This is a genomic window from Streptococcus sp. Marseille-Q6488 (assembly GCF_946902925.1).
GTDB lineage: Bacteria > Bacillota > Bacilli > Lactobacillales > Streptococcaceae > Streptococcus.
On the sequence record NZ_CAMPPZ010000018.1, the window covers coordinates 1 to 24,857 of the forward strand.

The 24,857-nt window shown below is 40.4% G+C and carries 20 protein-coding genes, 1 tRNA gene and 1 other RNA gene; 3 read left to right on the forward strand and 19 right to left on the reverse strand.

Annotation, left to right across the window (positions count from 1 at the left end):
• Nucleotides 1–94: 94 nt before the first annotated feature.
• The 8 genes from OVN23_RS08435 to OVN23_RS08470 all read right to left on the reverse strand — a co-directional run bounded on the left by OVN23_RS08435 (nucleotide 95) and on the right by OVN23_RS08470 (nucleotide 8,322).
• Nucleotides 95–658: a restriction endonuclease subunit S gene (locus OVN23_RS08435; RefSeq protein ID WP_173214260.1), complete on the reverse strand. Its 564-nt coding sequence runs from the start codon at nucleotides 656–658 to the stop codon at nucleotides 95–97.
• Entirely contained in the window at nucleotides 655–1,197 is a 543-nt protein-coding gene (locus OVN23_RS08440) for a restriction endonuclease subunit S (protein ID WP_164225977.1), read from the reverse strand. Before OVN23_RS08440 ends, OVN23_RS08435 begins: the two co-directional genes overlap by 4 nt.
• A 12-nt stretch (nucleotides 1,198–1,209) precedes the next feature.
• Nucleotides 1,210–2,703 carry a type I restriction-modification system subunit M gene (locus OVN23_RS08445; RefSeq protein ID WP_050079220.1) on the reverse strand — a complete coding sequence of 498 codons (1,494 nt, stop codon included), beginning with the start codon at nucleotides 2,701–2,703 and terminating at the stop codon, nucleotides 1,210–1,212.
• 354 nt (nucleotides 2,704–3,057) lie between these two features.
• The gene (locus OVN23_RS08450; RefSeq protein ID WP_173229192.1) at nucleotides 3,058–4,224 is read right to left on the reverse strand and encodes an ATP-grasp domain-containing protein; all 1,167 of its coding nucleotides are present in this window, start codon (nucleotides 4,222–4,224) and stop codon (nucleotides 3,058–3,060) included.
• Between the two features lie 12 nt (nucleotides 4,225–4,236).
• Nucleotides 4,237–4,977, reverse strand: coding sequence for an esterase family protein (locus tag OVN23_RS08455; protein WP_049522315.1), 741 nt, complete (start codon nucleotides 4,975–4,977; stop codon nucleotides 4,237–4,239).
• Nucleotides 4,978–4,995: 18 nt separating this feature from the next.
• A complete protein-coding gene (locus OVN23_RS08460) occupies nucleotides 4,996–5,820 on the reverse strand; it encodes an alpha/beta hydrolase (RefSeq protein ID WP_173229194.1) in 825 nt (274 codons plus the stop codon).
• Nucleotides 5,821–5,956: 136 nt separating this feature from the next.
• The gene (thiI, locus tag OVN23_RS08465) at nucleotides 5,957–7,171 is read right to left on the reverse strand and encodes a tRNA uracil 4-sulfurtransferase ThiI (RefSeq protein ID WP_173229196.1); all 1,215 of its coding nucleotides are present in this window, start codon (nucleotides 7,169–7,171) and stop codon (nucleotides 5,957–5,959) included.
• Between the two features lie 8 nt (nucleotides 7,172–7,179).
• A complete protein-coding gene (locus OVN23_RS08470; RefSeq protein ID WP_267240968.1) occupies nucleotides 7,180–8,322 on the reverse strand; it encodes a cysteine desulfurase family protein in 1,143 nt (380 codons plus the stop codon).
• 138 nt (nucleotides 8,323–8,460) lie between these two features.
• Between OVN23_RS08470 and OVN23_RS08475 the strand changes: the two genes are divergently transcribed.
• Nucleotides 8,461–8,892, forward strand: coding sequence for a DUF6556 family protein (locus OVN23_RS08475; protein WP_267240969.1), 432 nt, complete (start codon nucleotides 8,461–8,463; stop codon nucleotides 8,890–8,892).
• A 43-nt stretch (nucleotides 8,893–8,935) separates the two neighbouring features.
• On the opposite strand, the gene OVN23_RS08480 is transcribed toward OVN23_RS08475, so the two are convergent.
• The 4 genes from OVN23_RS08480 to OVN23_RS08495 all read right to left on the reverse strand — a co-directional run bounded on the left by OVN23_RS08480 (nucleotide 8,936) and on the right by OVN23_RS08495 (nucleotide 14,925).
• Nucleotides 8,936–11,239 (reverse strand): DNA translocase FtsK, encoded by a 2,304-nt coding sequence (locus OVN23_RS08480; protein WP_319946290.1) that lies wholly within the window; start codon nucleotides 11,237–11,239, stop codon nucleotides 8,936–8,938.
• 88 nt (nucleotides 11,240–11,327) lie between these two features.
• Nucleotides 11,328–13,280, reverse strand: a complete 1,953-nt coding sequence (locus OVN23_RS08485) for a fructose-specific PTS transporter subunit EIIC (RefSeq protein WP_267240970.1) — start codon at nucleotides 13,278–13,280, stop codon at nucleotides 11,328–11,330.
• Nucleotides 13,277–14,188, reverse strand: coding sequence for a 1-phosphofructokinase (pfkB, locus tag OVN23_RS08490; RefSeq protein WP_267240971.1), 912 nt, complete (start codon nucleotides 14,186–14,188; stop codon nucleotides 13,277–13,279). The genes OVN23_RS08485 and pfkB overlap by 4 nt, the downstream gene beginning before the upstream one ends.
• Nucleotides 14,185–14,925, reverse strand: a complete 741-nt coding sequence (locus OVN23_RS08495; protein ID WP_267240972.1) for a DeoR/GlpR family DNA-binding transcription regulator — start codon at nucleotides 14,923–14,925, stop codon at nucleotides 14,185–14,187. Before OVN23_RS08495 ends, pfkB begins: the two co-directional genes overlap by 4 nt.
• 161 nt (nucleotides 14,926–15,086) lie before the next feature.
• Here OVN23_RS08495 and OVN23_RS08500 point away from each other — a divergent pair.
• A tRNA-Ser gene (locus OVN23_RS08500) sits at nucleotides 15,087–15,174 on the forward strand.
• A gap of 78 nt (nucleotides 15,175–15,252) precedes the next feature.
• Here the strand turns inward: OVN23_RS08500 and OVN23_RS08505 are convergent.
• From OVN23_RS08505 to cozE, 3 genes are all read right to left on the reverse strand, one after another.
• The gene (locus tag OVN23_RS08505) at nucleotides 15,253–16,587 is read right to left on the reverse strand and encodes an Nramp family divalent metal transporter (protein ID WP_000094595.1); all 1,335 of its coding nucleotides are present in this window, start codon (nucleotides 16,585–16,587) and stop codon (nucleotides 15,253–15,255) included.
• A 420-nt stretch (nucleotides 16,588–17,007) separates the two neighbouring features.
• Nucleotides 17,008–17,355, reverse strand: a transfer-messenger RNA (tmRNA) gene (ssrA, locus tag OVN23_RS08510).
• Nucleotides 17,356–17,895: 540 nt separating this feature from the next.
• Nucleotides 17,896–19,005 (reverse strand): cell elongation protein CozE, encoded by a 1,110-nt coding sequence (gene cozE, locus OVN23_RS08515; protein WP_050079225.1) that lies wholly within the window; start codon nucleotides 19,003–19,005, stop codon nucleotides 17,896–17,898.
• A gap of 102 nt (nucleotides 19,006–19,107) precedes the next feature.
• Here cozE and pbp3 point away from each other — a divergent pair, with 102 nt between their 5' ends.
• Nucleotides 19,108–20,349, forward strand: coding sequence for a D-alanyl-D-alanine carboxypeptidase PBP3 (pbp3, locus tag OVN23_RS08520; RefSeq protein ID WP_267240973.1), 1,242 nt, complete (start codon nucleotides 19,108–19,110; stop codon nucleotides 20,347–20,349).
• A gap of 84 nt (nucleotides 20,350–20,433) precedes the next feature.
• On the opposite strand, the gene sufB is transcribed toward pbp3, so the two are convergent.
• Genes sufB through sufD form a run of 4 tightly spaced genes read right to left on the reverse strand, consistent with a single transcriptional unit; the run spans nucleotide 20,434 to nucleotide 24,830 of the window.
• Nucleotides 20,434–21,846, reverse strand: coding sequence for a Fe-S cluster assembly protein SufB (sufB, locus tag OVN23_RS08525; protein WP_000797050.1), 1,413 nt, complete (start codon nucleotides 21,844–21,846; stop codon nucleotides 20,434–20,436).
• A 57-nt stretch (nucleotides 21,847–21,903) separates the two neighbouring features.
• On the reverse strand, nucleotides 21,904–22,344 hold the full coding sequence (gene sufU, locus OVN23_RS08530; RefSeq protein WP_173214244.1) for a Fe-S cluster assembly sulfur transfer protein SufU: 441 nt from the start codon (nucleotides 22,342–22,344) through the stop codon (nucleotides 21,904–21,906).
• The gene (locus tag OVN23_RS08535; protein ID WP_173214242.1) at nucleotides 22,331–23,557 is read right to left on the reverse strand and encodes a cysteine desulfurase; all 1,227 of its coding nucleotides are present in this window, start codon (nucleotides 23,555–23,557) and stop codon (nucleotides 22,331–22,333) included. The genes sufU and OVN23_RS08535 overlap by 14 nt, the downstream gene beginning before the upstream one ends.
• A 10-nt stretch (nucleotides 23,558–23,567) precedes the next feature.
• On the reverse strand, nucleotides 23,568–24,830 hold the full coding sequence (gene sufD, locus OVN23_RS08540; RefSeq protein WP_000159658.1) for a Fe-S cluster assembly protein SufD: 1,263 nt from the start codon (nucleotides 24,828–24,830) through the stop codon (nucleotides 23,568–23,570).
• Between the last annotated feature and the right edge of the window lie 27 nt (nucleotides 24,831–24,857).

A 24,857-nucleotide genomic window follows, 5' to 3' on the forward strand; every position in this document is an offset into this window, starting at 1 on the left:
CTAATTACTGCTGTCGCCTCTCCTTTGCCACTATCTTCATTACCCCATTCACCATTTATAGATTTTTCAAATATATTCTGTAAAAAAATGATTGTCATGCAACCACCTCCTCGGAATATCGGGATTTTACGAGATATTCAAACTCAATCAATTGTTCTTTTCTAGTATAAATAAGTTTATCAATTTTTTTTAGAACTTTAACTTGTTTCCTCTGTATATCATACGTTGGCAAAAAAATCTCAATATCAGATACTATACTTTTAGATATTTCCTTGAATGTTGCTCCTCGCCCCAAAATATTCAAATAATTTTTTCTTGCTTTAAAAAAATAATATAAATACTCATTATTGATTTTATTTGAGCAGATAAAATTTTTAAAACCTTGATTACAATACATCTCACATCCTGAAATTGCAACTTTACCAATCGGAGCACGAGATGATAACAAAACTGTTCCCGTAGGAAATGATTTCAAGCCCGTTTCTTCAATTCCTAACTTAGTAATTTTCCGTTGTGTGTCAAAAACGATAAAATCATCATCACTAATTTCTGCAGGAGTAATCCATTTGTATTCTCCATTCCAATAATTTGGATTACTACTCTTTGGAGTTGAACCTGTAACTATTTCACAAATTTCCCCTAATTTCACTTTCTTCATGCAACCACCTCCTCGGAATATCGGGATTTGACGAACAAGTTTAGTTCATCTAACTGCAATTTTCTTTTAGTAGTAAGCCTTTTAATCGTATTAAGAATACAAATAATGTTCTCTTGTTCTTCGATACCTAGCAATTCTAATTGTAAATCAAGTAATATATTCTTGTTTAAATGAGGAATTGTTGCACCTGTTGAATGATCTCGTAAATACTGCGATTTACTTTCCAAAAAGACTCCCAAGTAATCTGATATAATTTTTTCTTTGTATCGCTCATTCTTTTTTAAGACCGTAATTGTACTACCAACAGCTCCCGATAACCCATAGCCAACTGTTCCTGCATTAGCACCATCCCATGCTATCAGAATATCATCTGGAAGTGCTTCAGTCATATTTAAACTTTCAGTGAATTTTAAATTATTATTATTTCTTAAATCATCTATTTGAATATAACGTTGGCTTAGGGTTGTTTGTTCAGCAAGTACAGTGGCTTTCTTGCCTTTTTTTAGAGATAAGACTTCCCCCAACTTCACTTTTTGCATACAGCCACCTCCCTACTTGAGTAATTTTTCTAATTCAGCCAAGCCAGCTTGAATTTCTTTTTCTAAATCATTGATTTTCTTCAAGATGACCTCTGTTGGTTCATACTCAACTTTTTCATACTCAATCTCTTTATATTTATTGATAGACAAATCATAATCATTTTCCTTTATCTCATCAACTGGAACAAAGAAAGATTGATCCGTTCTCTGACGTTCTGCTTCTTTTTCAAGATGATGAAAGCGTTCGATAATATCTGGAATATCATTGTCGCTAATCGGTTGTCGCTTATCATCCAAACTTAAACCATCCGCTTTCATATCGTAAAACCAGACCTTGTCAGTACCACCATTGCCAGTTTTTGTAAAGATGAGAATGGCAGTTGAAACTCCAGCATAAGGCTTGAAAACACCACTAGGCATTGAGATTACAGCATCAAGCTTATGGTTCTCTACAATTTCCTGACGAATTCCTTTATGAGCTTTCGACGAACCAAAAAGGACACCATCAGGTACGATAACTGCTGCTCGTCCACCTGGTTTTAAAGTTCGCAAGAAAAGAGAAAGAAAGAGTAATTCTGTTTTTTTGGTTTTTACGGTTGCAAGAAGGTCATTAGAGGTTGAATTGTAGTCAAGTGAGCCTTTAAAAGGAGGATTTGCTAAAACCAAAGTATATTTATCGGCTTCTTCATTATCTTGAGACAGCGAGTCAAGGTAACTGATTTGTGGATTTTCTACTCCATGTAGCATCATGTTCATCGCCCCAAGTCTCAACATAGTCGTATCCGTATCATTTCCATGAAACATCTGATTATGAAAATGATTGATATTATCTGTATTGGTTTCCCATTCATCTTTCTTACGCTTTAAGTAACGGCTAGCAGATACTAAGAAGCCAGCAGAACCCATAGCGGGATCTGAGATGATATCTTTGATGGTCGGTTGCATCAACTCAACCATCATATCGATGATGTGACGAGGTGTACGGAACTGTCCATTTTTACCTGCGGTCGACAATTTTGATAACAGATATTCATAGATATCTCCGATATCAGTAATACTTTGTTTGTCATTATCAAAATCTACATCTAATCCCCTAGTTGGAAAAACATCTAAGATAGAAATTGCCTTTTGAAGCGTAGCAGGTTTATTTATTTGAAAAATAGCTTCTCGCATATATCGTGAAAAGGCTGTATCATCTGTATCCCCCTTGAGATTTTTAATAAACGGAAAAATCTCCTGAGTCATTAAACGATAAACTTCCTGAGCATCTCCTATATTTTTAAAAGTTGACCAACGGTATTCAGGTTTATCTTTTGGAAAAACTCCCTCATAAGGAATCCCTAAAAATTCAGCATCACTTTCACGTCCAAGCTCGACACTATCCAAATCTTTCATAAATAAGAGATAAGTCAACTGTTCAATATTTGTTAAAGGATTTGCATTTCCTTCTGTCCAAAGAATTTCCCACAGCTGATCGATTTTATTTTTTAATTCGCCTGTAATCATATCTTCCCTTTTCTTTAGTTTTTAAAACTTAGTAATATCATTATTTTATCAGATTTCAAACAAAGCTTCAATTAACTATATCTATGCGTCACCTGAATATTTTAATAGACTTGTTTAGTATCTTGAAAACTATATCGTATAGGTGTCGTCATGGATCCTTTTAGCTGATTTAAGGATACGAAAACACAATACTATGACTCAATTGAAATGTTAAAATTCAATTTCTGACCACCTAATCCTGCTTCAAATAGTTATCAAACAAGTTTTATGATAGCTATCTTGTTAGGATGCTCTTATTTTTTATCAGACAAAACAAAAGGATTAAGGGAGTGAATTTCCTTAATCCGATAGTTCTTATTCTTGACGTTTTCCGAAATCAGCAATCATCTGCTCCATTTCTTGTCGACTCGGAGTTGTCAGCATATAAAGGTAATCTCCTTGAAGTTCCGCAAAGGCTGCTGGCATGATTTTTTTAACCTTGAACCGCTGGCTATATTTGGCAAGCAAGTCCTCCTCAGAATAGACATAATGAGCATTTGCACGGCGAGATGTAGCCAAACAATACTGCGGCTCAAACTCTGACACTGGGAACTCTTCTCCTGCGACAATGGCTGCATATCCACGATAGAGATCCAAAGAGTGAGCAAAGTTATAAACATCAATAGTGAAACCACCTGCAGGACGGTTATTGTACTCAATGGCAATGTAGTCGTCCCCTTCACGGAAGAACTCAATATGGAAGAACCGTTCTTTCATACCAAATTCCTTGACAATCGCTTCACCATACTTGCGAAGTTTAGGATCCATGTCCTTAAGAACATAGTAGGAATTGTCCATCTTGTAAATCATGAGATCCAGCGGTGTATAGGCGTAGTCGAAGGTCGTTGAAAAGACAATCTTTCCATCCTTATCCACTAGACCATCAAAGGTGCAAATTTCGCTAGAGGTGACAAATTTTTCAAAGAAATAAACGGTCAAATGGTCCCATTCTTGCTTGAAGTGATTTATATCGTCTTCTGTCTCAAGTTTAAAGGTTGCGGCTGCTCCCACTCCATTATCAGGTTTGGCAATCATTGGAAGACCGATTTCTTTCACTGCTTGATCAACATCTGCTTCCGTCTTGATAACAGCTCCAGGGACCACAGGAACACCTGCTTTTTTGAAAAGTTTCTTCATTTCAGACTTAAATTTCGTCTTTTTGAGATCCTCTGGTTTGGCACCAAAAACATTGAATTGCTCTCTGAGTGCTGCGTCTAGCTCAAGCCAGTATTCATTGTGAGACTCGATGCGGTCAATTGGACCATGTTTATAAAAGAGAAAAGCAACTGCACGTTTGACTTCGTCTATGTTCTCAAGATTATCAACACGAAAATACTCGGTCAAGCTATTGCGCAAGGGCTCATCCAATTGCTCGTAAGGCTCTTGACCAATTCCCAAGACGGTTATGCCTTTATTGGCTAGTTCTATGGTAAACTGTTGAAAGTTTTGTGGATAGTAGGGAGAAATAACAAGGTAATTCATAGGTAACTCCTTTTATAAATAGAGATTGCCAAGGAAATAAGGCATTTGTTTGCGCCACCATTCCCAATCGTGGGCGACATCGTGTCCCCATTCAGCAAACCAGGCTGGAATTTGTTTCTGGTCAAAGGCTTCTTTGAGCTTGTAGAAAGACGGTAGACCGTCTTGTTCCCAGGCACCAAGACCCGTACAAAGCACAATCTCTGCCTGACGATAACGGTCAATAAACCAGCCGTCGTTCTGATTCCAGATATAATCTACTGGCGAGTTTTGGTAAATAGCATCATCGTTGTAGTAATCACCGACAAAGAAACGTGCATCGTAAACACCACTGAGAGCAATCACTTTTGTAAAGACATCTGGATGCTGGAGGAAGAAATTGACAGCATGGTAGGCGCCCATTGAGCAACCTGTCGTCATCATTCCATCAAACCAACCTGTCTTGTGCTTGATAAAAGGAATGGCCTCCTCAATCACATAACGTTCGTAGGCACGGTGCATCTCTGCTTGGTCGTGACCGTTTTTCCAAGTGGCCAACCAGCTCTCACTGTCTACACTGGATAGGGTAAAGAACTGAACACGGCCTTCCTCGATAAAAGAGGCACAGGCATCAATCATGCCAAAATCATAGTATTCATTGTGACTACCACCTGATGAAGCAAAGACCACAACTGGAATACCAGCATGTCCATAACGGTTGAGGTACATTTCACGGTTGAGATGGCCACTCCAGTGGCTAAGATGTTCAATATGCATATTTTCTCCTTTCTTACTTTACCAGTTTTCTGCAAAAAATCTCAGACAGTCTGGCAAATTCTCCGACCAAGGGATTTCACTATGGATGGCACCAGACTGAACTTTCAAAACAAGATTGCCCAAGTGTACTCCCCCTGCTATCAAATCATGGTAATAGCGAAGCGACGAGTCGATATAGGCTTGTTTGATATTACCAGCCATCAGGGTCTTGTCTGTATCATCCGCTTCTTCCGTTCCCACATAGATGAAGATGCGCTGGTCAGGCGATAGTTGCTGACGCTCGATGTAGCGATTAAAGGCTTCTTGGTGGAGCCAGTTTGCAGAAGAAAAGACCCCTAGACAACCAATTCGGTCTTGGTATTCCAAACCGATAAACTGGGTAATATTGCCTCCTAGTGAGGACCCAATCATAGCCGTATGCTGGCGGTCTGCTTTTGTACGATAGGTCTCATCGATAAAAGGCTTGACCACCTCCATGACAAACTCAGCATACTCCACACCCTTACCACCAAACTGCTGGCCTGGGATAGGAGATTCTTGGAACTTCCAAGCCGCATACTCATTCATCCGCCCCATACCATCATTGTCAATAGCAACGACAATCATGCGACTGATATCCGGATTTCGTTTGATGGCTGGGATAATCTTCCATGAGTGTCCAATGAAAGACTCTTTGCTATAAAAAACATTTTGCCCGTCATGAAAGTATACAACAGGATAGGAGCGGTCCGTGTCTTTCTCATAATCTTTAGGTAGAAGAACACGCACACGGCGCTCCTTACCTGTATAAGGAACCTTGAGTTTGTGTTCTTTCATTTTTAGATAAAAGTAGGATTGATTCATTGTCAGAAAACTCTCTATATTCAAAATTTTATTTTATTATATCACAATTATAGAAAAAAAGTTAGTTTTGCTTCCATTTTTGGAATTAAAAACTAACTTTTTCATTTAATTTTCTAAATTCTTTTGGATTTTCTGATTAGAGCAGATTGTCAATCAAGTCATCAACTTCATCTTTTTCAACCTGCGGTGTAATCTCAGTAATCATAATTCCAGCCACTGCTCGCTCAACTAAACCTTCAACATCCATACGTGCTTCATACTGCTCTGCATTCTTAATCTTAGGATTGGTCTTTGGACGATCTGGTGCAAAAATGGTACAACAGTCTTCAAACGGTTGGATTGAAATGTCAAAGGTATCGATTTCTTGGGCGATGTCAATGATTTCCAACTTATCCATGGTCACAACTGGACGGATGATGGGAGTGTTGGTCACAGCGTTAATAGCCTGCATGCTTTCCAAGGTCTGGCTAGCTACTTGACCAAGACTTTCCCCATTGATAATAACCAAACCATTTCGTACCTCACGAATACGGTCGGTAATCCGCATCATAAAGCGACGAGTCAAGGTCATGAGATAGGCTTCTGGCGCCTTGGCCTTGATTTCCTCTTGAATCTCTGTGAAAGGCACCTCGATAAACTGGATATTTCCCCCAAACTTGGTCAATTTACGAGTCAAGTCCTGCGCTTTCTTGAGGGCACCGGGACTAGTATATGGTGGACTAGCAAAGTGAACTGCCTCGATATCCACCCCACGTTTCAAAGCAAGATAACCTGCTACAGGTGAGTCAATCCCTCCCGACAACATGAGCATGCCTTTACCTGAAGTTCCAACTGGCAAACCACCAGCCCCACGAATGGTTTCATAAGAAAGATAGGCAGCTTCTTCACGGATCTCCACCTGAAGATTGATGTCAGGACTTTTCATTTGAGCTTGCACATTTGGAATGGCTTCAAAAACAGCTCCTCCAAGTGTTTGGTTGAGTTCACGACTATCCAACTCAAAGTTGTGGTCGCTACGCTTGCTAGAAATCTTAAAGGTCATGCCTTCCTTGTAGATATCCTGCATAATCTCTTGCACAGCAGACTTCAGAACTTCTACAGATTTTTCAACCTTATATACTGGAGAAAAATTTTGAATCCCGAAGACTTGCTTGAGTGATTCTGCTACGGCTGTATAATCTGCTCCATTGAGGTAAGCGTGGGCACGGTCACGATCTGCCGTTACCTTAACTTGAGGATAGATGGACAAAACGTCTGAAATATTATTGCGAAGTTTATTGATGAAACGCATACGGTTTTTGCCCTTGGTTGACAGCTCACCGTAGCGAATCATAATTTCTGAATACTGCATGAATGCTCCTATCTTACTTTTCTAGTTTGGTTGTAAATTAATTTTAACTTGGTCAAAAACTGCTCGATCTGACTCATATCATTTTCAAGGTCTAGGCTAAGACGCACAGCTGACTGGGCCTTATCTTTGTCCACTCCCATGGCAATCAGGGTTCCTGCAGGTTTCCCAGCCTTGGACGAACAAGCCGAGGTCGTTGAGATGAAAATATCATAGTCTTCAAAAGCGTGAACGATGACTTCACCACGAACACCCTTGATTCCAAAAGTCAGGATATGAGGGGCAAAGTCTTCCTCATCTGAAAAGACAAAAATATCCGGATAGTCCAGAAGTGCTTGACGAATCACTGCCTTCATCTGTCCAGTCTTGCTTGTAAAGAAATCTAGCTTCTCCATAGACAAACGAAGGGCCTTGGCTGTCGCTGCAATTCCTGCCACATTTTCAGTTGTCGAACGATAATCACGCTCCTGACCACCACCTGTTAAAAGAGGCGTAATCTTCTTGCCAGACTTGATATAGACAAAACCAACACCACGAACCCCGTGGAACTTGTGACTAGAGAAAGTCGCAAAATCCACTCGTTCTGTCAGATACTTTTCAGTCGGAATCTTGGCAAGCGCCTGAACCGCATCAACGTGGAAGGAAATAGTCGGCTTGTCTGCTAACAGTTCTGAAATAGCTTGAATAGGTTGAATCGAGCCAATTTCATTGTTCACAGCCATGATAGAAACAAGGGTCGTATCAGGTCGTATCAAATCTGCCAGCGCCTCAACATCCACAAATCCTTTCTCATCTACCGGAGCAAAATCCACTTCAAATTCTTGACTTTTCAACCAAAGAGCTGATTCCTTGACTGCCGGATGTTCAATGGCTGATACAATGATGTGCTTTCCAAACTGAGCCTTTTCAAAGGCCACACCCTTGATGACCCAGTTATCTCCTTCTGTCCCACCAGAAGTAAAGAAGATTTCATCGCTTTTCTTACCGATTAAATCTGCAATCTGTTGCCGAGAAGCATCTAAGATTCGTGTTGCCTGGTCTCCCAAACGATGGAGACTAGATGGATTTCCTAAAATTTTTGAAGCGACCTGCATATAGGTTTCAAGTGCTTCAGGATAGGGCTTGGTCGTCGCCGAATTATCAAAGTAAATCATGTTTTCTCACGCTTTCTAAAATAACTCCTTCTATTGTATCATGAAACGGAGCCTGCGACAAGAAAGGGCAATTCCTCTTTTTTTAAGATTTTTTTAAAGAAATGCGGTATAATAAATTTTAATTAAAGGAGAGAATGCATGTCTAATTATCGTAGAACTTCAAAACCAAAAACAGAACACATCAAAAAAGGCTTTACAGTCTTTCAAAAAATCGTTGCGACTATCGCTAGTATCCTTGGCTTAATTACCGCAAGTATCACTATCATGAACGCCTTGGATAATAACAAAAATACTAAAAAAGAACCTACGACAACCCAGACGACAACCATTGTCAAAGAAATTCAAAAAGAATCCCCTAAGGAAAACACTAGTCCCAATAAAGAAACTAACACCACTCAAGAAAAAACACAGCAAGAGGAAACACCAAAAGCCAGCGTCAAGGAAGAGAAAAAAGAAGAGCAGAAAGCAGCAACTCAGGATTCTTCTGCTCCTGCTCCAAGTAAACCTGCTACTGAAAATGAAAAACAGTCCAATAATACACCAACTTCGGAAAATAAAACTAATCAATAATCACTAAAATAGCTTCCCTCCAAACTTGGAAAGAAGCTATTTTTTATTGTTGCAATACTTTTCTTGGTTTGGTACCTTCAGCTGGACCGATGACACCTGCCATCTCAAGCTCTTCCATGAGGCGGGTCGCACGGTTAAATCCAACTGATAAACGACGCTGAATCATAGATGCGCTAGCTTTCTGGGTTTCGATCACCAAAGCCTTGGCTTCTTCAAAGAGCGGATCACCACCAGATTCACCATCTGAAAATTCTCCTTCATTTTCAGAAACCTCACCGGGATCAAAACTCTCATCGTAGTCCGCATCTGCTTGAGCCTTAATGAAGTTTACGATGCGCTCGACATCATCATCCGAGATAAAGGAGCCTTGGAGACGAACTGGATGATTTTCATCAATTGGTTTAAAAAGCATATCTCCACGTCCAAGCAGTTTTTCCGCTCCATTTTCATCCAAGATGGTGCGCGAGTCTGTACCTGATGATACCGCAAAAGCCACTCGAGATGGGACATTAGCCTTGATCAGACCAGAGATGACATCAACTGATGGACGCTGGGTTGCAAGAATCATGTGGATACCTGCAGCCCGCGCCTTCTGCCCAAGACGAATGATGGCATCTTCCACTTCCTTGCTGGCAACCATCATGAGGTCAGCCAACTCATCCACAATCACGACAATGAGCGGTAGCGGAATTTGCTTGTACTCAGACTGGACATTGAACTCTTCTACCTTGGCATTAAAACCTGCAATATTCCGAACTCCCACCTTGGCAAAGAGTTCATAACGATTTTCCATTTCATCCACGACCTTTTGCAAAGCCTTGCTGGCCTTACGTGGATTGGTCACGACTGGAATCAAGAGGTGGGGAATATCATTGTAAACAGACAACTCAACCATCTTGGGATCGACCATCATAAATTTAACTTGGTCAGGTCTCGCCTTCATGAGGATGCTAGCGATAATGCCGTTAACAGCTACTGACTTCCCTGAACCCGTTGAACCTGCAACTAGCAAGTGGGGCATTTTAGAAAGGTCAAAAGCTCTTGCAGTGCCATTAACCGCCTTTCCTAGAGGAATTTCCAAGAGATTTTCTGCTTTCGTTTGAGATTGTTCCCATAGTTCGCGGAAAGAAACTGTCGCAATTTCAGAGTTGGGTACTTCGATTCCGACTAGAGATTTCCCTGGGATAGGTGCTTCGATTCGGACATCCTTGGCCGCCAAGGCTAGAGCGAGGTCATCTGCTAGATTGGAAATGCGGTTGACCCGTACTCCAACTGCTGGCTTGACTTCATACTTGGTCACTGATGGCCCAATTTCAGCCCGTTCAACTGTTACCTTGATACCAAAGCTAGCAAAGGTTTCTTCTAGGATTTTGATATTTTCCCGGACGATTTTCTTCTCTTTAGACTGATCCTTGGGTTTATCTGGGGCAAAGAGTTGTAAGCTTGGAAGTTTGTATTCGAGGGCTTCCTTGGCTGAAAAATCGACCTGAACATCTTCGTCATCAGAGCCATCTTCCTGCTCAGGGAATTCAAGTTCGGCTTGAGGCAGGATGATTTCTGGTTCCACCCAGTCTTCTTCTGGAACAGGAGGAACGTCAAGCACAACATCTGCTGTCAGAATTTCACCCGTTTCCATATCAATAGGAGGCAAATCGAGTAAGGCCTTTTCGGTCTCTTCTTGTTCTAATCTAGCCTCTTCCTCAGCCTTTTGGCGAGCTTTTTCTTCTTGTTTGACAAAGCGTTCCTCTTTTCGACGCTCATGTCCTTCCCACCATTTAGCAAAGCCTCTACTGAAAAATTCAGCAATATCGTAAACAGACCAAGGACTGACTAGGAGGGCACCCACTAAAATCAAGATAGAACCAATAAAGTAAGTGCCGATATTTGAAAAGAGAAAGGAGGTTGGAATATAAAGAGCGACACCAATCAAGCCCCCTCCAGCAAAACTGGTCGTTCGAAAACCAGTTAAATCCGTCACAACCTGCGCCATGGTTCCTTTTAGGACCGACTTGTCCAAACCATATTTCCAAACTAAATAGGTTTCAAAAATCAAGAGCAAACCTGCAAATATGGTAAAAAATCCTGATAAGAGTCCTTCCTGTTTTCGTATCCACTTGAAAAAGAAGAGGTAGAGCAGAATACCAAATATTGCTAGATAAGCTAGGCTACCCACCAGCAAGCGAATTAAATTGTAAAGAGTGATACCTGCAGCCCCTAATTTGAAGGCTGCGAAAATCAATAAAAGGGCGATTCCCAACGAAATCAACATTCGTTGAATCGCTTCTTTTCTTTCGAGTTCTGCTTTAGACGGTCTCCGTCTTGTTTTACTTGTATTCTTGTTTGCCATTCTTCTATTATACCATATTTCACAGGCATTTCGGAAAGAGAAAAAGACTGCACCAAACGGTCCAATCTTTTCATTTTCTATCTAAGTTTCATGCTTGTGGTTTGCGTAGGTAACCATAGACCACACCACTTACGATTGCTCCTACCAAGACAGCAACAAGGTAAAGGAGAGCATTTGAAGTAAGGGCGATAACGAAAATTCCTCCGTGTGGTGCCATGAGTTTGATCCCAGCAAGACCAACGAGTCCGCCTGCTACTGCTGAACCAAGAATGAAGCTTGGGATTGCACGAGCTGGGTCAGCGGCACCAAATGGAATTGCTCCCTCAGTGATGAATGACAAGCCCATGATGATGTTTGTCAAACCAGAGTTGCGTTCTTCTTTAGTAAATTTATCTTTGAAAAGAAGAGTTGCGACAAAGATTGCAAGTGGTGGCACCATTCCTCCAGCCATAACTGCTGCCATGGCTACAGAACCACCTGAAGAAACAGACGCTGCAAGCGTACCTGTACCAAAGACATAAGCTGCTTTGTTAACTGGTCCACCCATGTCAACAGCCATCATTCCACCAAGGACGATACCAAGAAAGACAGCCGAACCTCCTCCAAGACCACCTAGGAAGTCATTCATAGCAGTGTTGATTGCTGCCATTAGGATGTTCACAGCTAGCATGACAAATCCAGTCAAGATTGTTCCAAGAAGTGGCAAGAGAAGAATTGATTTAGCACCTTCAAGTGAACGAGGAACTTTAACGTATTTCTTGATAGCAAGAACCAAAGCACCTGCGATAAATCCACCCACAAGGGCACCTAGGAAACCAGATGAGACACCTGCAAGAGTTGATGTTGCTTCACCACCTGCTGCATAAGGGATTTTACCAAAGGCAAAACCTTCTTTGGCAATAGCACCAGCCACGAAACCTGCTACCAAACCTGGTTTTTCAGCGATAGAGTAGGCAACATAACCTGCAAAGACTGGAAGCATCAAACCAAAGGCAGCTCCACCAATTTTCATGAACATAGAAGCTAGCTCATGGTAGGAACCAAGATTACCAAGATTTTCATTTGGAACTCCCAAAGCACCGTCAATCAAGAAGGCAAGGGCAATCATGATACCACCGCCAATAACAAATGGCAACATTTGGGATACACCACTCATCAAGTGTTTGTAGAAGGCACCACCAAGGTTTTGTTTTTCGTTAGAGGCTGTTGCAGCTTTTGCACCATTAGCGGCACGGTAGACTTCAGCATCTCCTGAAAGAGCCAAGTTAATCAATTCTTCCGTCTTACGAATACCGTCTGCAACTGGACGATTGATCAATGGTTTTCCATCGAAACGATCCATTTCAACGGCCTTATCTGCTGCGATGATAACAGCTTTAGCCTTACGGATGTCTTCCGCAGTTAGTTGGTTTCCAACACCGCTAGCACCGTTGGTTTCGACCTTAATGCCAACACCCATTTCAGCAGCCACTTTTTGAAGGGCTTCTTGGGCCATGTAAGTGTGGGCAATACCTGTCGTACAAGCTGTAACAGCCACGATAAAGTCACCAGAGTTATTGGCAGGTACTTGAACAGGTTCCTCAGTTTTTTCTGAAGCTTGGTCAAAAAGTTCGATGACTTGGTCAGCTGATGTTGCTTGACGAAGTTTGTCTGCAAATCCGTCTTTCATCAAGTATTGAGACAATTCTGCCAAGGCTGCTAGGTGAGTATCATTGGCACCTTCTGGAGCTGCAATCATGAAGAATAGATCAGTTGCTTGTCCATCCAAACTCTCATAGTCAACACCCTTGTTTGACTTAGCAAAGAGAACTGTCGCTTCTTTGACAGCAGCGTTTTTGCTGTGAGGCATTGCGATACCGTCTCCTAAACCAGTAGAAGTCAAGGCTTCACGCGCCAAAATACCTTCTTTAAATGTTTCAAAATCTGTCACATAACCGTGGTCTGTCAAACTTTTAATCATCTCTTCAATGACAGCAGTTTTTTCAGTTGCCTGCAAATCCAGCAACATAACATCTTTTCTCAATAGGTCTTGAATTTTCATCGTTTTTCTACCTCAACTTTTTCATATGTTTCTTTAATAAATTCTGCCGTTGCCAAGTCATCTGAGAATGTCGTTGCTGTTCCACAAGCCACTCCCCATTTGAAGGCTTCTACTGCGTCTTTTGATTTGACAAATTCACCTGTGAACCCGGCAACCATAGAATCACCAGCTCCAACTGAATTTTTGACTGTTCCCTTGATAGGTTTTGCGAAGTAAGCTCCCTCAGATGTGACAAGAAGAGCACCGTCACCAGCCATAGAAATAATGACGTTTTGAGCACCTTTAGCCAGTAACTCACGAGCGTATTTCTCAATTTCATCTAAACTTTCGAGTTTCACTCCAAAAATCGCTCCAAGTTCATGATTGTTTGGTTTGACCAAAAGTGGCTGGTAGTCCAAACTATCAATCAAGGTCTGTCCTTCAAAATCACAAACGACTTGCGCACCAGTCTTGCGTGTCAAGGCAATCAAATCCTTGTAGATAACATTTCCTAAGTTTTTAGCACTCGAACCCGCAAACACAACCGTATCTTCTACTGTCAGACTCGATAAGATAGCTTTCAATTCTTCTAGCTGAGCTGGTTCAACATTTGGACCAGTCCCGTTGATTTCTGTTTCTTGGTCCGCTTTAATCTTGACATTGATACGAGTATCTTCTGCCACTTGGACAAATCGTGTCTCGATTGCTTCATCAGCCAAAGTATCTGTGATAAATTTACCAGTAAAGCCACCAATAAATCCCGTCGCTGTATTTGATATATCCAAGCGTTTCAAGACACGACTGACATTGATTCCTTTCCCACCAGCAAACTTATCATCACTGTCCATACGATTGACACTACCGACTTGGACTTGGTCCAAACGCACGATATAATCAATGGATGGATTGAGTGTGACTGTATAAATCATACTTCTATTACCTCCGTTTTCTCCTTAATAGCCTGCAAGAGATCATGCCCTTGACTTGTGATAACAATAGCTCGTTTGAGTGGTGCTACCTTGGCAAAGCAAGTTTGTCCAATTTTAGACGAATCCACCAAGACATAGGTCTGTTTGGCATTCTCTAAAATAGCACGCTTCACAGCCCCCTCCTCCATATCAGGAGTCGTATAATAGCCATCGTCCACACCATTCATCCCGATAAAGGCACGGTCAAAGTGCAATTGGTTAATCTGGTTAAGAGCAACGCCCCCAATGCTAGCATCTGTCGCCATCTTGACACTTCCTCCAACCATGACAGTTGGAATCTGCTTTTCAACCAACTGAGCAGCATGGTGAATCGAGTTGGTCACGACTGTGACATTTTTATTGACCAATTCATGAATTAAAAAGGCTGTCGTTGTTCCAGCATCGATAAAGATGACATCTTGTTCCTTGATAAGAGAGGCTGCTTTCTGAGCCAGCAACTTCTTCTCTTGAAGGTTTTTGACAGATTTTTCTTGAATGGTTTCTTCTTCCTGCAAGGAGTGGGGCAATTCTGCTCCACCATGCACGCGACGAAGCTTGTTTTCTACCTCCAACTCATCCAAGTCTCTTCGAACCGTTGATTCTGACGTTTCTAGCAAACTAACTAATTTTTCTAGAGAAACTACACGATGTTGATTTAACTCCTCTAAAATCAGTTGCTTCCGCTCTGTTTTTAACACCGAATCACCTCCTGTTATTGTTTACACTATTCATTCTATCATACTTTATTTCAAAGTCAAGCATTTTTTATCATTTTCTTTCAAATTCTATCATTTTTCTTATTTCCAGAATTTTTATTGCAAGATAAGAGCCTTTATGGTAGACTATTGGAGTAAGTATTGGAAGATTACTCAAGAGGCTTAAGAGGCCGTGTTGGAAACGCGGTAGGCGTGTAACAGCGTGCGTGGGTTCGAATCCCATGTCTTCCGTTTATTTTAAAAAAGATACCCAAGAAATCTTGGGTATCTTTTTTCTTATATGCTTGTTTTATAACTCGGGTGAATTTCTTAGAAAATATCAAATAACAATTTCACATTGAGAATTGTTAAGATAATGGAAACAATATAACCAAGGATGGTATTCCATTTAGCATTGGTAAATTCGCCCATCAGTGATTTCTTAGAAGTTAAATAAATCAAAGGGAAGATTGAAAACGGAAGAGCGATTGAAAGAAAGACCTGTGAATAGACCAATAACTGATCCAAGGTTTTTTCCTGATGACCAAACAGAACTGCAACTATCATGACAGGTAGCAAGGCAAAGAGGCGAGTCGCCAAACGAATGAACCATTGAGGCAATCTCATATGCAAGAAACCTTCCATAACGATTTGTCCAGTCAAGGTACCCGTAATTGTCGAATTCTGACCACTGGCTAATAAAGCCAAGGCAAACAAGGTTGATAAGGTCGAGCTAGCTATAGCTCCTGCAATAGTAGAATCCTGCAAGGCATTATACATTTGAGAGAAGGCAGAAATCTCGGATGCATGGCCGAAAAAGAGAGCCGCTCCTAAGATCAAAAGAAGGGAGTTAACGACAAAGGCCAAGGATAACTCGAGATTAGAATCCCAGGTCATAAAGCGTACGGCTTTTCGAACATCATTTTTGTCCTTGTGATTGATTTTACGAGTCTGTGACAAGGATGAATGCAAATAGAGGTTATGAGGCATAACAGTTGCTCCCACGATCCCTAGTGCCAAGGTTAATTGACTTTCATGCCCTGGCAAAGGACTTTCAAATAAGGTTGCATTCGGTAGATAACCCTCAACGATTCCTTGGAAGCTTGGATGTGACAAGGCTACAAGATAGGTAAAAATTGCTAGAATGGTTAAAATCAGTGTTGTCACAATAGCTTCAATCTTCTTAAAGCCAAATTTCATCAGAAGCAATAAGAGAAAAACATCCAACACGGTCAAGAGGATGGCTATCATAATCGGAATCTTAAAGAGAAGATTGAGAGCAATCGCTGAACCTAGAACTTCTGCCAGATCTGTCGCCATCAAGGCTAATTCTAAAATCACCCATAGACTATAACGAAGCCATTTAGGTGAATGATGAGCCGTTGCTTGAGCCAGGTCCATCTGGGTTACAATACCAAGCTTTCCTGCCATCTGCTGAAGTTGCATGGCAATGAGAGATGAAATCAAGATAACAAACAAGAGACTATACTTATAGGAAGCACCACCGACTACACTGGTAATCCAGTTTCCTGGATCCATATAACCAACTGCGACAAGAGCACCCGGACCTAAAAAGGCCTTTAAATTTTGCCAGAAATGATTGTTATTTGGAGTATCGATAGATTGATTAATCTCAGAGAGTGACACTTTTTTATGAGAAGACATAGATACTTACCTCTTTCTAAACCTACTTTTTCATTATTTTCTATTAGAGAAAAATAAGATTGACTTTAAACTATTAAAACAATGAAAACTATATGAAAAACATTTAGTTTTTTCATTATTTTTCTTAAGGCACATTAATATTTTTCTTAAGGCACATTAATATTTTTCTTAAGGCACCTTAATTATAACACAAAAAATGAAAACTATATGAAAAACATTTAGTTTTTTCATTATTTTTCTTAAGGCACCTTAATTATAACAGAAAATATGATAAAAACTTAAGAAAATTCAGGACTTGATTTAATATTTAGGATACAACAAAATGTTGTATTCTTTTTTTGCAAAAGAATACCAAAGAATAAAATAAAAAACGTTGTAAAAACAACGTTTTAGAAAGATTTACAAAACAATGTAAATTATCAATGGAGCCGGTGGGAGTCGAACCCACGTCCAAACACCTGCCAACATATTTGTCTACAACCATAGGTTATGTATTAGTTTAACAGTCCCTCGACACATAACTCAAGCCTAGAAACTGCGAGTCTATCAATCTCTTATCAAGCCGCTAGACGAGACTTGATCGTATCTCGCTAATAATAAGACCTGTCATTGAACACGAGCAATCCAAATCGGGTCACGCCTGCTGGTTTTTAGGCAGCTAGAGCGTAAGAAGTGTTATTTTTTGCAGTTATATTTAACTGAGCGTTTACGTCGCCACACGAGTCGCAAAATATGCCTCATAATGCCTGTCGAATCCGTAACGACCCCAAAAGACAATAAAACCATTATACCTTATCTAACACAAAAATGCAAAAAGGAAATCACGTACCTAAAAAAGATACTATTCGAGAAATTTAGCAAACTGGGAGACTAACTACAACTTTCTCAGTGCATAACTTTACGATTGTGAATAGAGTTTACAAAATCCAATTAACACATACCTAAGATAAAGCTATCTGTTTTGAAGAAATTCACTAAGAAAATTATTCTAAAATACTTTCAGATGAGAATTTTCCTACTCTCTTTGTTTCAATTCATTTGAGTTTAAAAACTATAAAATAAATCCTTATATTATTCGGAATAATTTTCACTTATTAAACTAAAATAAATAGGTTCCATTCAAACTTTAATAGACTATGAAAACCAGTGGAACTTATCCTGACACGGAATTCCACTGGTTTTTCGATTTTTATCAGATTAACTTCTACTATTCTTAGCTGTGAAAATTAGTTTAGGACTTTAACTTATTTTCAATCTTCTAATCTAAAGGCCACTTCCAGTAAAGAAAAATCAGGGTTCTCCTGAGTTTTACTTAGCTAATTCTCTTTCTCGTTCTTTCATTATTTTATGATTTTCATACAAACGGGATAAGAACTTAGAAATTTCTTTTAAGATAGAATAGGTCGGCACTGCGACAATCATTCCAACTACACCATAGATATTGCTTGACAACAAAAGTAAAACCAAAATCGTGATTGGATGAACCTTCATAACACTTCCTACGATTCGAGGATATAAGATATTACCATCTACCTGCTGAACAACAAGCATATAAATCACTGCAATCAGCATTCTATGGGGATCAGTGAATATATTTGCGATGATCATAGGAATCAAACCAATACTTGGCCCCACATAAGGAATTAAATTGGCTACACCAGAAAAAATAGCAAAAACTAAAGCATATTTTAAACCAATAATACTATAGCCAATATAAGCCAAACAACCTATAATGATTGCGTCAATCGAAACTCCACTAATATAGCGAGCAATCGTCGCATTTAAATTCTTTAAGAGACCTGCAATATGCAAGCGATCCCTCTTTAGAATCGTTCTTTCAAGCATGGGCAAGAATTTATGTCCATCTAATAGGAAATAAACCAAAAAAACCGGAGTCATAATCAAAATCAAAACAGTACTGATAAGAGCTGACAAGACGCTCCCCACACTATTTGATACGCTATTTAGGATATTCTGAAGAATATCAACATAGGATAAGTTTAACTGCTGAATTGTAGCTTCTACATCCAAATTCTGGAGCGCAGGATAATTAGATAAGTCTATGATTAAGTCTTGTACTCGACTATAAATAGTTTGACTAGATATAATCAAGCTAGATAACTGATTAATCAAAATAGGTAAGAGATAGACAACACCTATGACCATTCCCCAGACCAAAGCACACAAGGTAATTAAAATACCAAGCAAACGATTGAGTTTACAGACTTTATTTAAGAAAGTAACAATAGGGTTTGTCAAATAATAAAGAAAGCCCCCTAATAAAAATGGAATCATAATTGTATTAAGCACGCTAACAAAAGGGTTAATCAAAGACCCCATCTGTCTCCATAGGTAAAAGATGATTGTTAAGAGTAAAATTTCTGTGGTCCAAAAAAATAATTTATTTCTACGAAACATGAGTTACCTCCCTCACTCTATTTTACCATATTTTCAAAAAGCTTAACGGATGAATTATTAAAGCAAGAATATTTTTTTTCTTTATGATAGAATAAGACTACTATGAAAAAAATATTTTTAACTTTATTAACTGTCTCCCTTTTAGGAGGTGCTTCTACTGTTGCTGCTCAAGATTTTAATATTGCTGCAAAACATGCCATTGCTGTTGAGGCAAATACTGGTAAAATTCTCTATGAGAAGGATGCAACGCAACCTGTCGAAATTGCTTCCATAACAAAATTGATTACTGTTTATCTAGTCTATGAAGCTCTGGAAAATGGAAGTATCACACTATCCACCCCAGTAGATATTTCTGATTATCCTTATCAATTGACGACAAATTCTGAAGCCAGTAATGTTCCTATGGAGGCCCGTAATTATACTGTCGAAGAGTTGCTTGAAGCAACTCTGGTATCTAGTGCCAACAGTGCCGCTATTGCCCTAGCTGAGAAAATTGCTGGCTCAGAGAAAGACTTCGTCGATATGATGCGTGCCAAACTCCTGGAATGGGGAATCAATGATGCCACGGTTGTCAATACAACTGGTCTTAACAATGAGACTCTAGGGGATAACATTTACCCAGAATCTAATAAAGATGATGAAAATAAGCTCAGTGCTTATGATGTTGCCATCGTTGCCCGCAACCTCATCAAAAAATACCCACAAGTCTTAGAAATCACCAAAAAACCTTCTTCTACTTTTGCTGGGATGACAATCACTTCAACCAACTACATGTTAGAAGGTATGCCTGCTTACCGTGGTGGTTTTGATGGGCTAAAAACAGGAACAACAGATAAGGCTGGAGAGTCTTTTGTTGGTACTACTGTCGAAAAAGGCATGAGAGTCATCACAGTTGTTTTAAATGCAGATCATCAAGACAATAATCCTTACGCTCGATTTACAGCTACATCTTCACTAATGGATTATATTTCTTCTACATTTACACTTCGCAAAATCGTTCAGCAAGGCGATGCCTATCAAGATAGCAAAGCCCCTGTACAAGATGGAAAAGAAGATACGGTCACTGCAGTGGCCCCAGAGGATATCTATCTAATTGAACGTGTTGGGAACCAATCTTCCCAATCTGTTCAATTCACTCCCGATTCTAAAACAATCCCAGCACCACTTGAAGCTGGAACAGTGGTTGGCCATCTGACTTACGAAGACAAGGACTTGATCGGTCAAGGTTACATCACCACAGAGCGCCCTAGTTTCGAAATGGTAGCAGAAAAGAATGTTGAAAAAGCCTTCTTCTTAAAAGTTTGGTGGAATCAGTTTATCCGATTTGTTAATGAGAAATTATAAAAAAATCGCGGTTTAAAATCGCGATTTTTTTATTACAAATTCATCTTCAAAGTCCTTGATTTTGAGTATATCTAAAATCAAATTTTACCCAACTGATCCTTCCATCTCATAGCTAATCAAGCGGTTTAGCTCAACAGCATATTCCATTGGAAGCTCTTTTGTGAAGGGTTCTACAAATCCCATAACAATCATCTCAGTTGCCTCAGATTCTGACAATCCACGGCTCATGAGATAATAGAGTTGTTCTTCAGAAATCTTAGATACCTTAGCTTCGTGTTCCAAAGCTACTTGCGAGTTGTGAATTTCATTAAACGGAATGGTATCTGATGCTGACAAGTCATCCATGATAATGGTATCACACTCGATGTGAGAAACAGACTTCTTAGAGTTTTTGTTAAAGGTTACCTGTCCACGGTAGTCAACCTTTCCTCCGCCTTTAGCGATGGATTTAGACACAATAGACGAGCTAGTATGTGGAGCATTGTGGATCATCTTAGCACCCGTATCTTGGTGTTGCCCAGCATTGGCAAAGGCAATCGAAAGCATGGTACCACGCGCCCCTTCTCCATCAAGGTAAACAGATGGATATTTCATGGTTGTTTTAGCACCCAAGTTACCATCAATCCACTCAACAGTGGCATCCTTTTGAGCTTTAGCACGTTTGGTTACCAAGTTATAGACGTTATCAGACCAGTTTTGGATAGTCGTATAACGCATATAAGCTCCATCCAAGGCAAAGATTTCTACGATGGCCGCATGCAAGCTGTTACTTGAATAAGTTGGCGCTGTACATCCTTCTACGTAATGGACACTTGCTCCCTCATCAACGATAATCAAGGTACGTTCAAACTGACCAGTATTTTCGTTGTTGATACGGAAGTAAGTTTGAAGTGGAATATCTACCTTGACACCTTTTGGTACGTAGATAAAGGTTCCACCAGACCATACTGCTGAGTTGAGGGCAGCTAATTTGTTATCTGTTGGCGGTACCAACTTGGCAAAGTATTGTTTAAACAAGTCTGGGTATTCCTTGAGGGCAGAATCTGTATCTGTAAAGATAATCCCCAATTTCTGGAACTCTTCCTTCATGTTGTGGTAAACCACTTCTGACTCATACTGGGCAGAGGCACCTGCTAGATAGGCACGCTCAGCTTCCGGAATCCCAATACGTTCAAAGGTTTCTTTGATTTTTTCAGGAACGTCATCCCAAGAACGGGCTGGCTTATCAGATGGTTTTTGGTAGTAGATCAAGTCATCAAAGTCAATCTCTGACAAGTCTGCTCCCCAAGTTTGCATAGGCATTTTTTTGAAGGTTTCATAAGACTTCAAACGGAATTCTAACATCCACTCAGGTTCTCCCTTAGCAGCTGATAGTTCACGAATGACATCTTCATTCAATCCTTTTCCTGTCGATAGGACAGGCTCTACATCATCATGGAAACCAAATTTATATTCACCAAGGTCAATTGGTTTTGGTTCTACTCTTTCTTCAGCCATAATATCCTTTCTTTCATTCTTCATTTCTACTAATTCATAAGACAAAAGAAACTTGTCTTAGTTGTTTTCTTGATTTTCGATTGTTTTCTTAAGGGCGTTCCAAGCTAGGGTTGCACATTTGATTCGTTGCGGAAATTTGGCAACACCTGACAAAAAAGCTGCATCGCCTAGTTGGTCTTGGCGTTCATCTTTTTGTCCTTGAACCATTTCAGAAAAAATAGTCGCAAGTTCTAAAATTTCTTGCTTGGTCTTGCCCAAAACAGCATCTGTCATCATGCTTGCAGAGGCAGTTGAGATGGTACAACCTGAGTTTAGAAAAGCGATATTTTCCAAACAGTCATCTGCATCAAACTTGACAGAGAGATTGATGACATCGCCACAGGTCGGATTGTTGAGACTGATTTGTTCAGCATCTTCCAACTTTCCTTGATGATGTGGATTTTTCGAATGGTCCGCTACCACTGCCATATAAAGGCTATCTAGTTTAGAAAGTGCCATTGAAAAACTCCTTTGTCTTTTGTAAGGCATCGACTAGCTTGTCGCAATCTTCCTTGGTATTGTAGATATAAAAACTTGCACGAGCTGTTGCTGGAACATCCAAATACTGGAGCAAGGGTTGCGCACAGTGGTGACCCGCACGAACTGCCACACCTTCATAATCCAAAGCCGTTGCAAGGTCGTGAGGATGAAGGTCGCCTAGGTTAAAAGCAATGACACCTGAACGTTGAGCCAAGTCCTGTGAACCATAAATGGTCAGTCCTTCAATTGCCTGCAATTTTGGAAATACGTAGGCGATCAATTCCTGTTCATGGGCTTCAATGACATCCATACCAATCTTTTCCAGATAATCCACTGCGGCAGCAAGTCCGATTGCACCAGCCATGTTAGGAGTTCCAGCCTCGAATTTCCAAGGCAATTCCTTCCAACTAGCAGATTGTTCATAAACGAAATCAATCATCTCACCACCAAATTCAAGGGGTGACATTTGCTCCAGATACTTTTCTTTGCCGTAAAGAACACCGATACCAGTTGGACCAGCCATCTTGTGACCTGAAAAGGCAAAGAAGTCCACACCCAAGTCCTGAACATCAATCTTCATATGAGGCGTAGATTGAGCACCATCCACCACCATGATAGCTCCAACTTGGTGGGCCATTTTAGTGATTTCTTTAATCGGATTGACCACACCAAGGACATTTGATGCATGAGCTAGGGAGACAAACTTGACTCTATCAGTCAATTTAGCTCGCAAATCATCCATATCCAGAGCTCCATCCTTGAGATAGACATAGACAAGCTCCGCTCCAGTCTTACGGCAGGCTTCCTGCCAAGGAATGATATTGGAATGGTGTTCCATGACGGAAATCAAAACCTGGTCTCCCTCAGTCAAGACTTCCTCTGCAAAGCGCGCTACCCAATTAAGACTGGTTGTCGTTCCTCTAGTAAAGAGAACTTCCTTTGTAGACCCTGCATTGATAAACTTACGAATGGTTTCACGAGCAGCTTCATAGGAAGCAGTCGCCCGCTCCGCCAAGGTATGAACCCCACGATGAACATTGGCATTGTCCTGCTCATAATAGCGGTTAATCGTTTCCAGAACTGCTAGTGGTTTTTGTGTCGTCGCAGCATTGTCCAAATAAACCAATGGTTCATCATTAACAATCTGGTCTAAAATTGGAAAATCCTTGCGAATCACTTCTACATCTAACATAGGCTACCCCTTAGCGTTTTGACAATTTTTCTTCGATAGTTGCAATCATTTCATCACGAACTTCCTTGACTGGAATCTCAACGATAACGGATCCAAGGAAACCACGGACAACCAAGCGTTCTGCAGTTGCCTTGTCCAAACCACGACTCATGAGGTAGTACATATCTTCTGGGTCTACCTGACCGATAGAAGCCGCGTGTCCTGCAGTTACGTCATTTTCATCAATCAAAAGAATTGGGTTAGCATCTGAACGCGCTTGGTCTGAAAGCATGAGAACACGACTTTCTTGTTGGGCATCTGCTCCCTTGGCACCCTTGATAATGTGGCCAATACCATTGAAGGTTAAGGTTGCTTTTTCAAGAATAACTCCATGTTGTAGGATATTTCCGATTGAGTTGCAACCATAGTTAGTCACTCGAGTATCAATACCTTGTACCTGACGGCCACTTGAAAGAGCTACGACCTTAAGGTCTGCATGGCTACCGTTACCAATTAAGTCACTATCAAAGTCAGCAACGACGTTCCCTTCGTTCATGACACCGATTGCCCAGTCAATGCTTGCATCGTTACCTAATTTACCACGACGGCTAATGTAAGCAGTGACGTTTTCACCTAGACGGTCGATCGCAGCAAACTTCACTTGAGCTCCAGAACGTGCAATCACTTCTACTGTGATATTAGCAGTTGCTTTGGCACTTCCTTCACCGCGTGACTCTAAACGTTCCAGATAACTAATCTTAGAATTTTTACCAGCGATAATCATAATATGCTTGTTAAACGGCACATCGCTATCGCTGTCTTGATAGAAAATCCCTTCGATTGGTTCAGCAATTTCCACGTTATCAGGAATATAGAGAACAGCTCCACTGTTAAAGTAAGCTGTGTGGTAGGCCGCCAACTTATCATCGTCATACTTAACAGATGACATGAAGAATTCTTCGATCAGCTCTGGAATTTCTTCTAAAGCTGAATGGAAGTCTGTAAAGACAACACCCTGTTCAGCCAACTCAACTGGAGTTTGCTCAAAAACAGTTTGAGTTCCTACTTGCACCAACTTCAAGTGGTTATCTAGTGCAGTGAAATCTGGAACATTTGCTGATGGCTCACTTTCTGTAATCGTTCCATCTCCCAGATTCCAACGGTGGAATTTGACACGCTCAATGACTGGTAATTCCAAACTCTCGATTTTATCAAAAGCTTTTTGACGGAGGTCAGCCAACCAGCTTGGTTCAGCGTGCATTTCTGAAAAAAGTTTAATATTTTCTTTAGTCATTTACTTCTCCTAAAAGATACGAGGGAA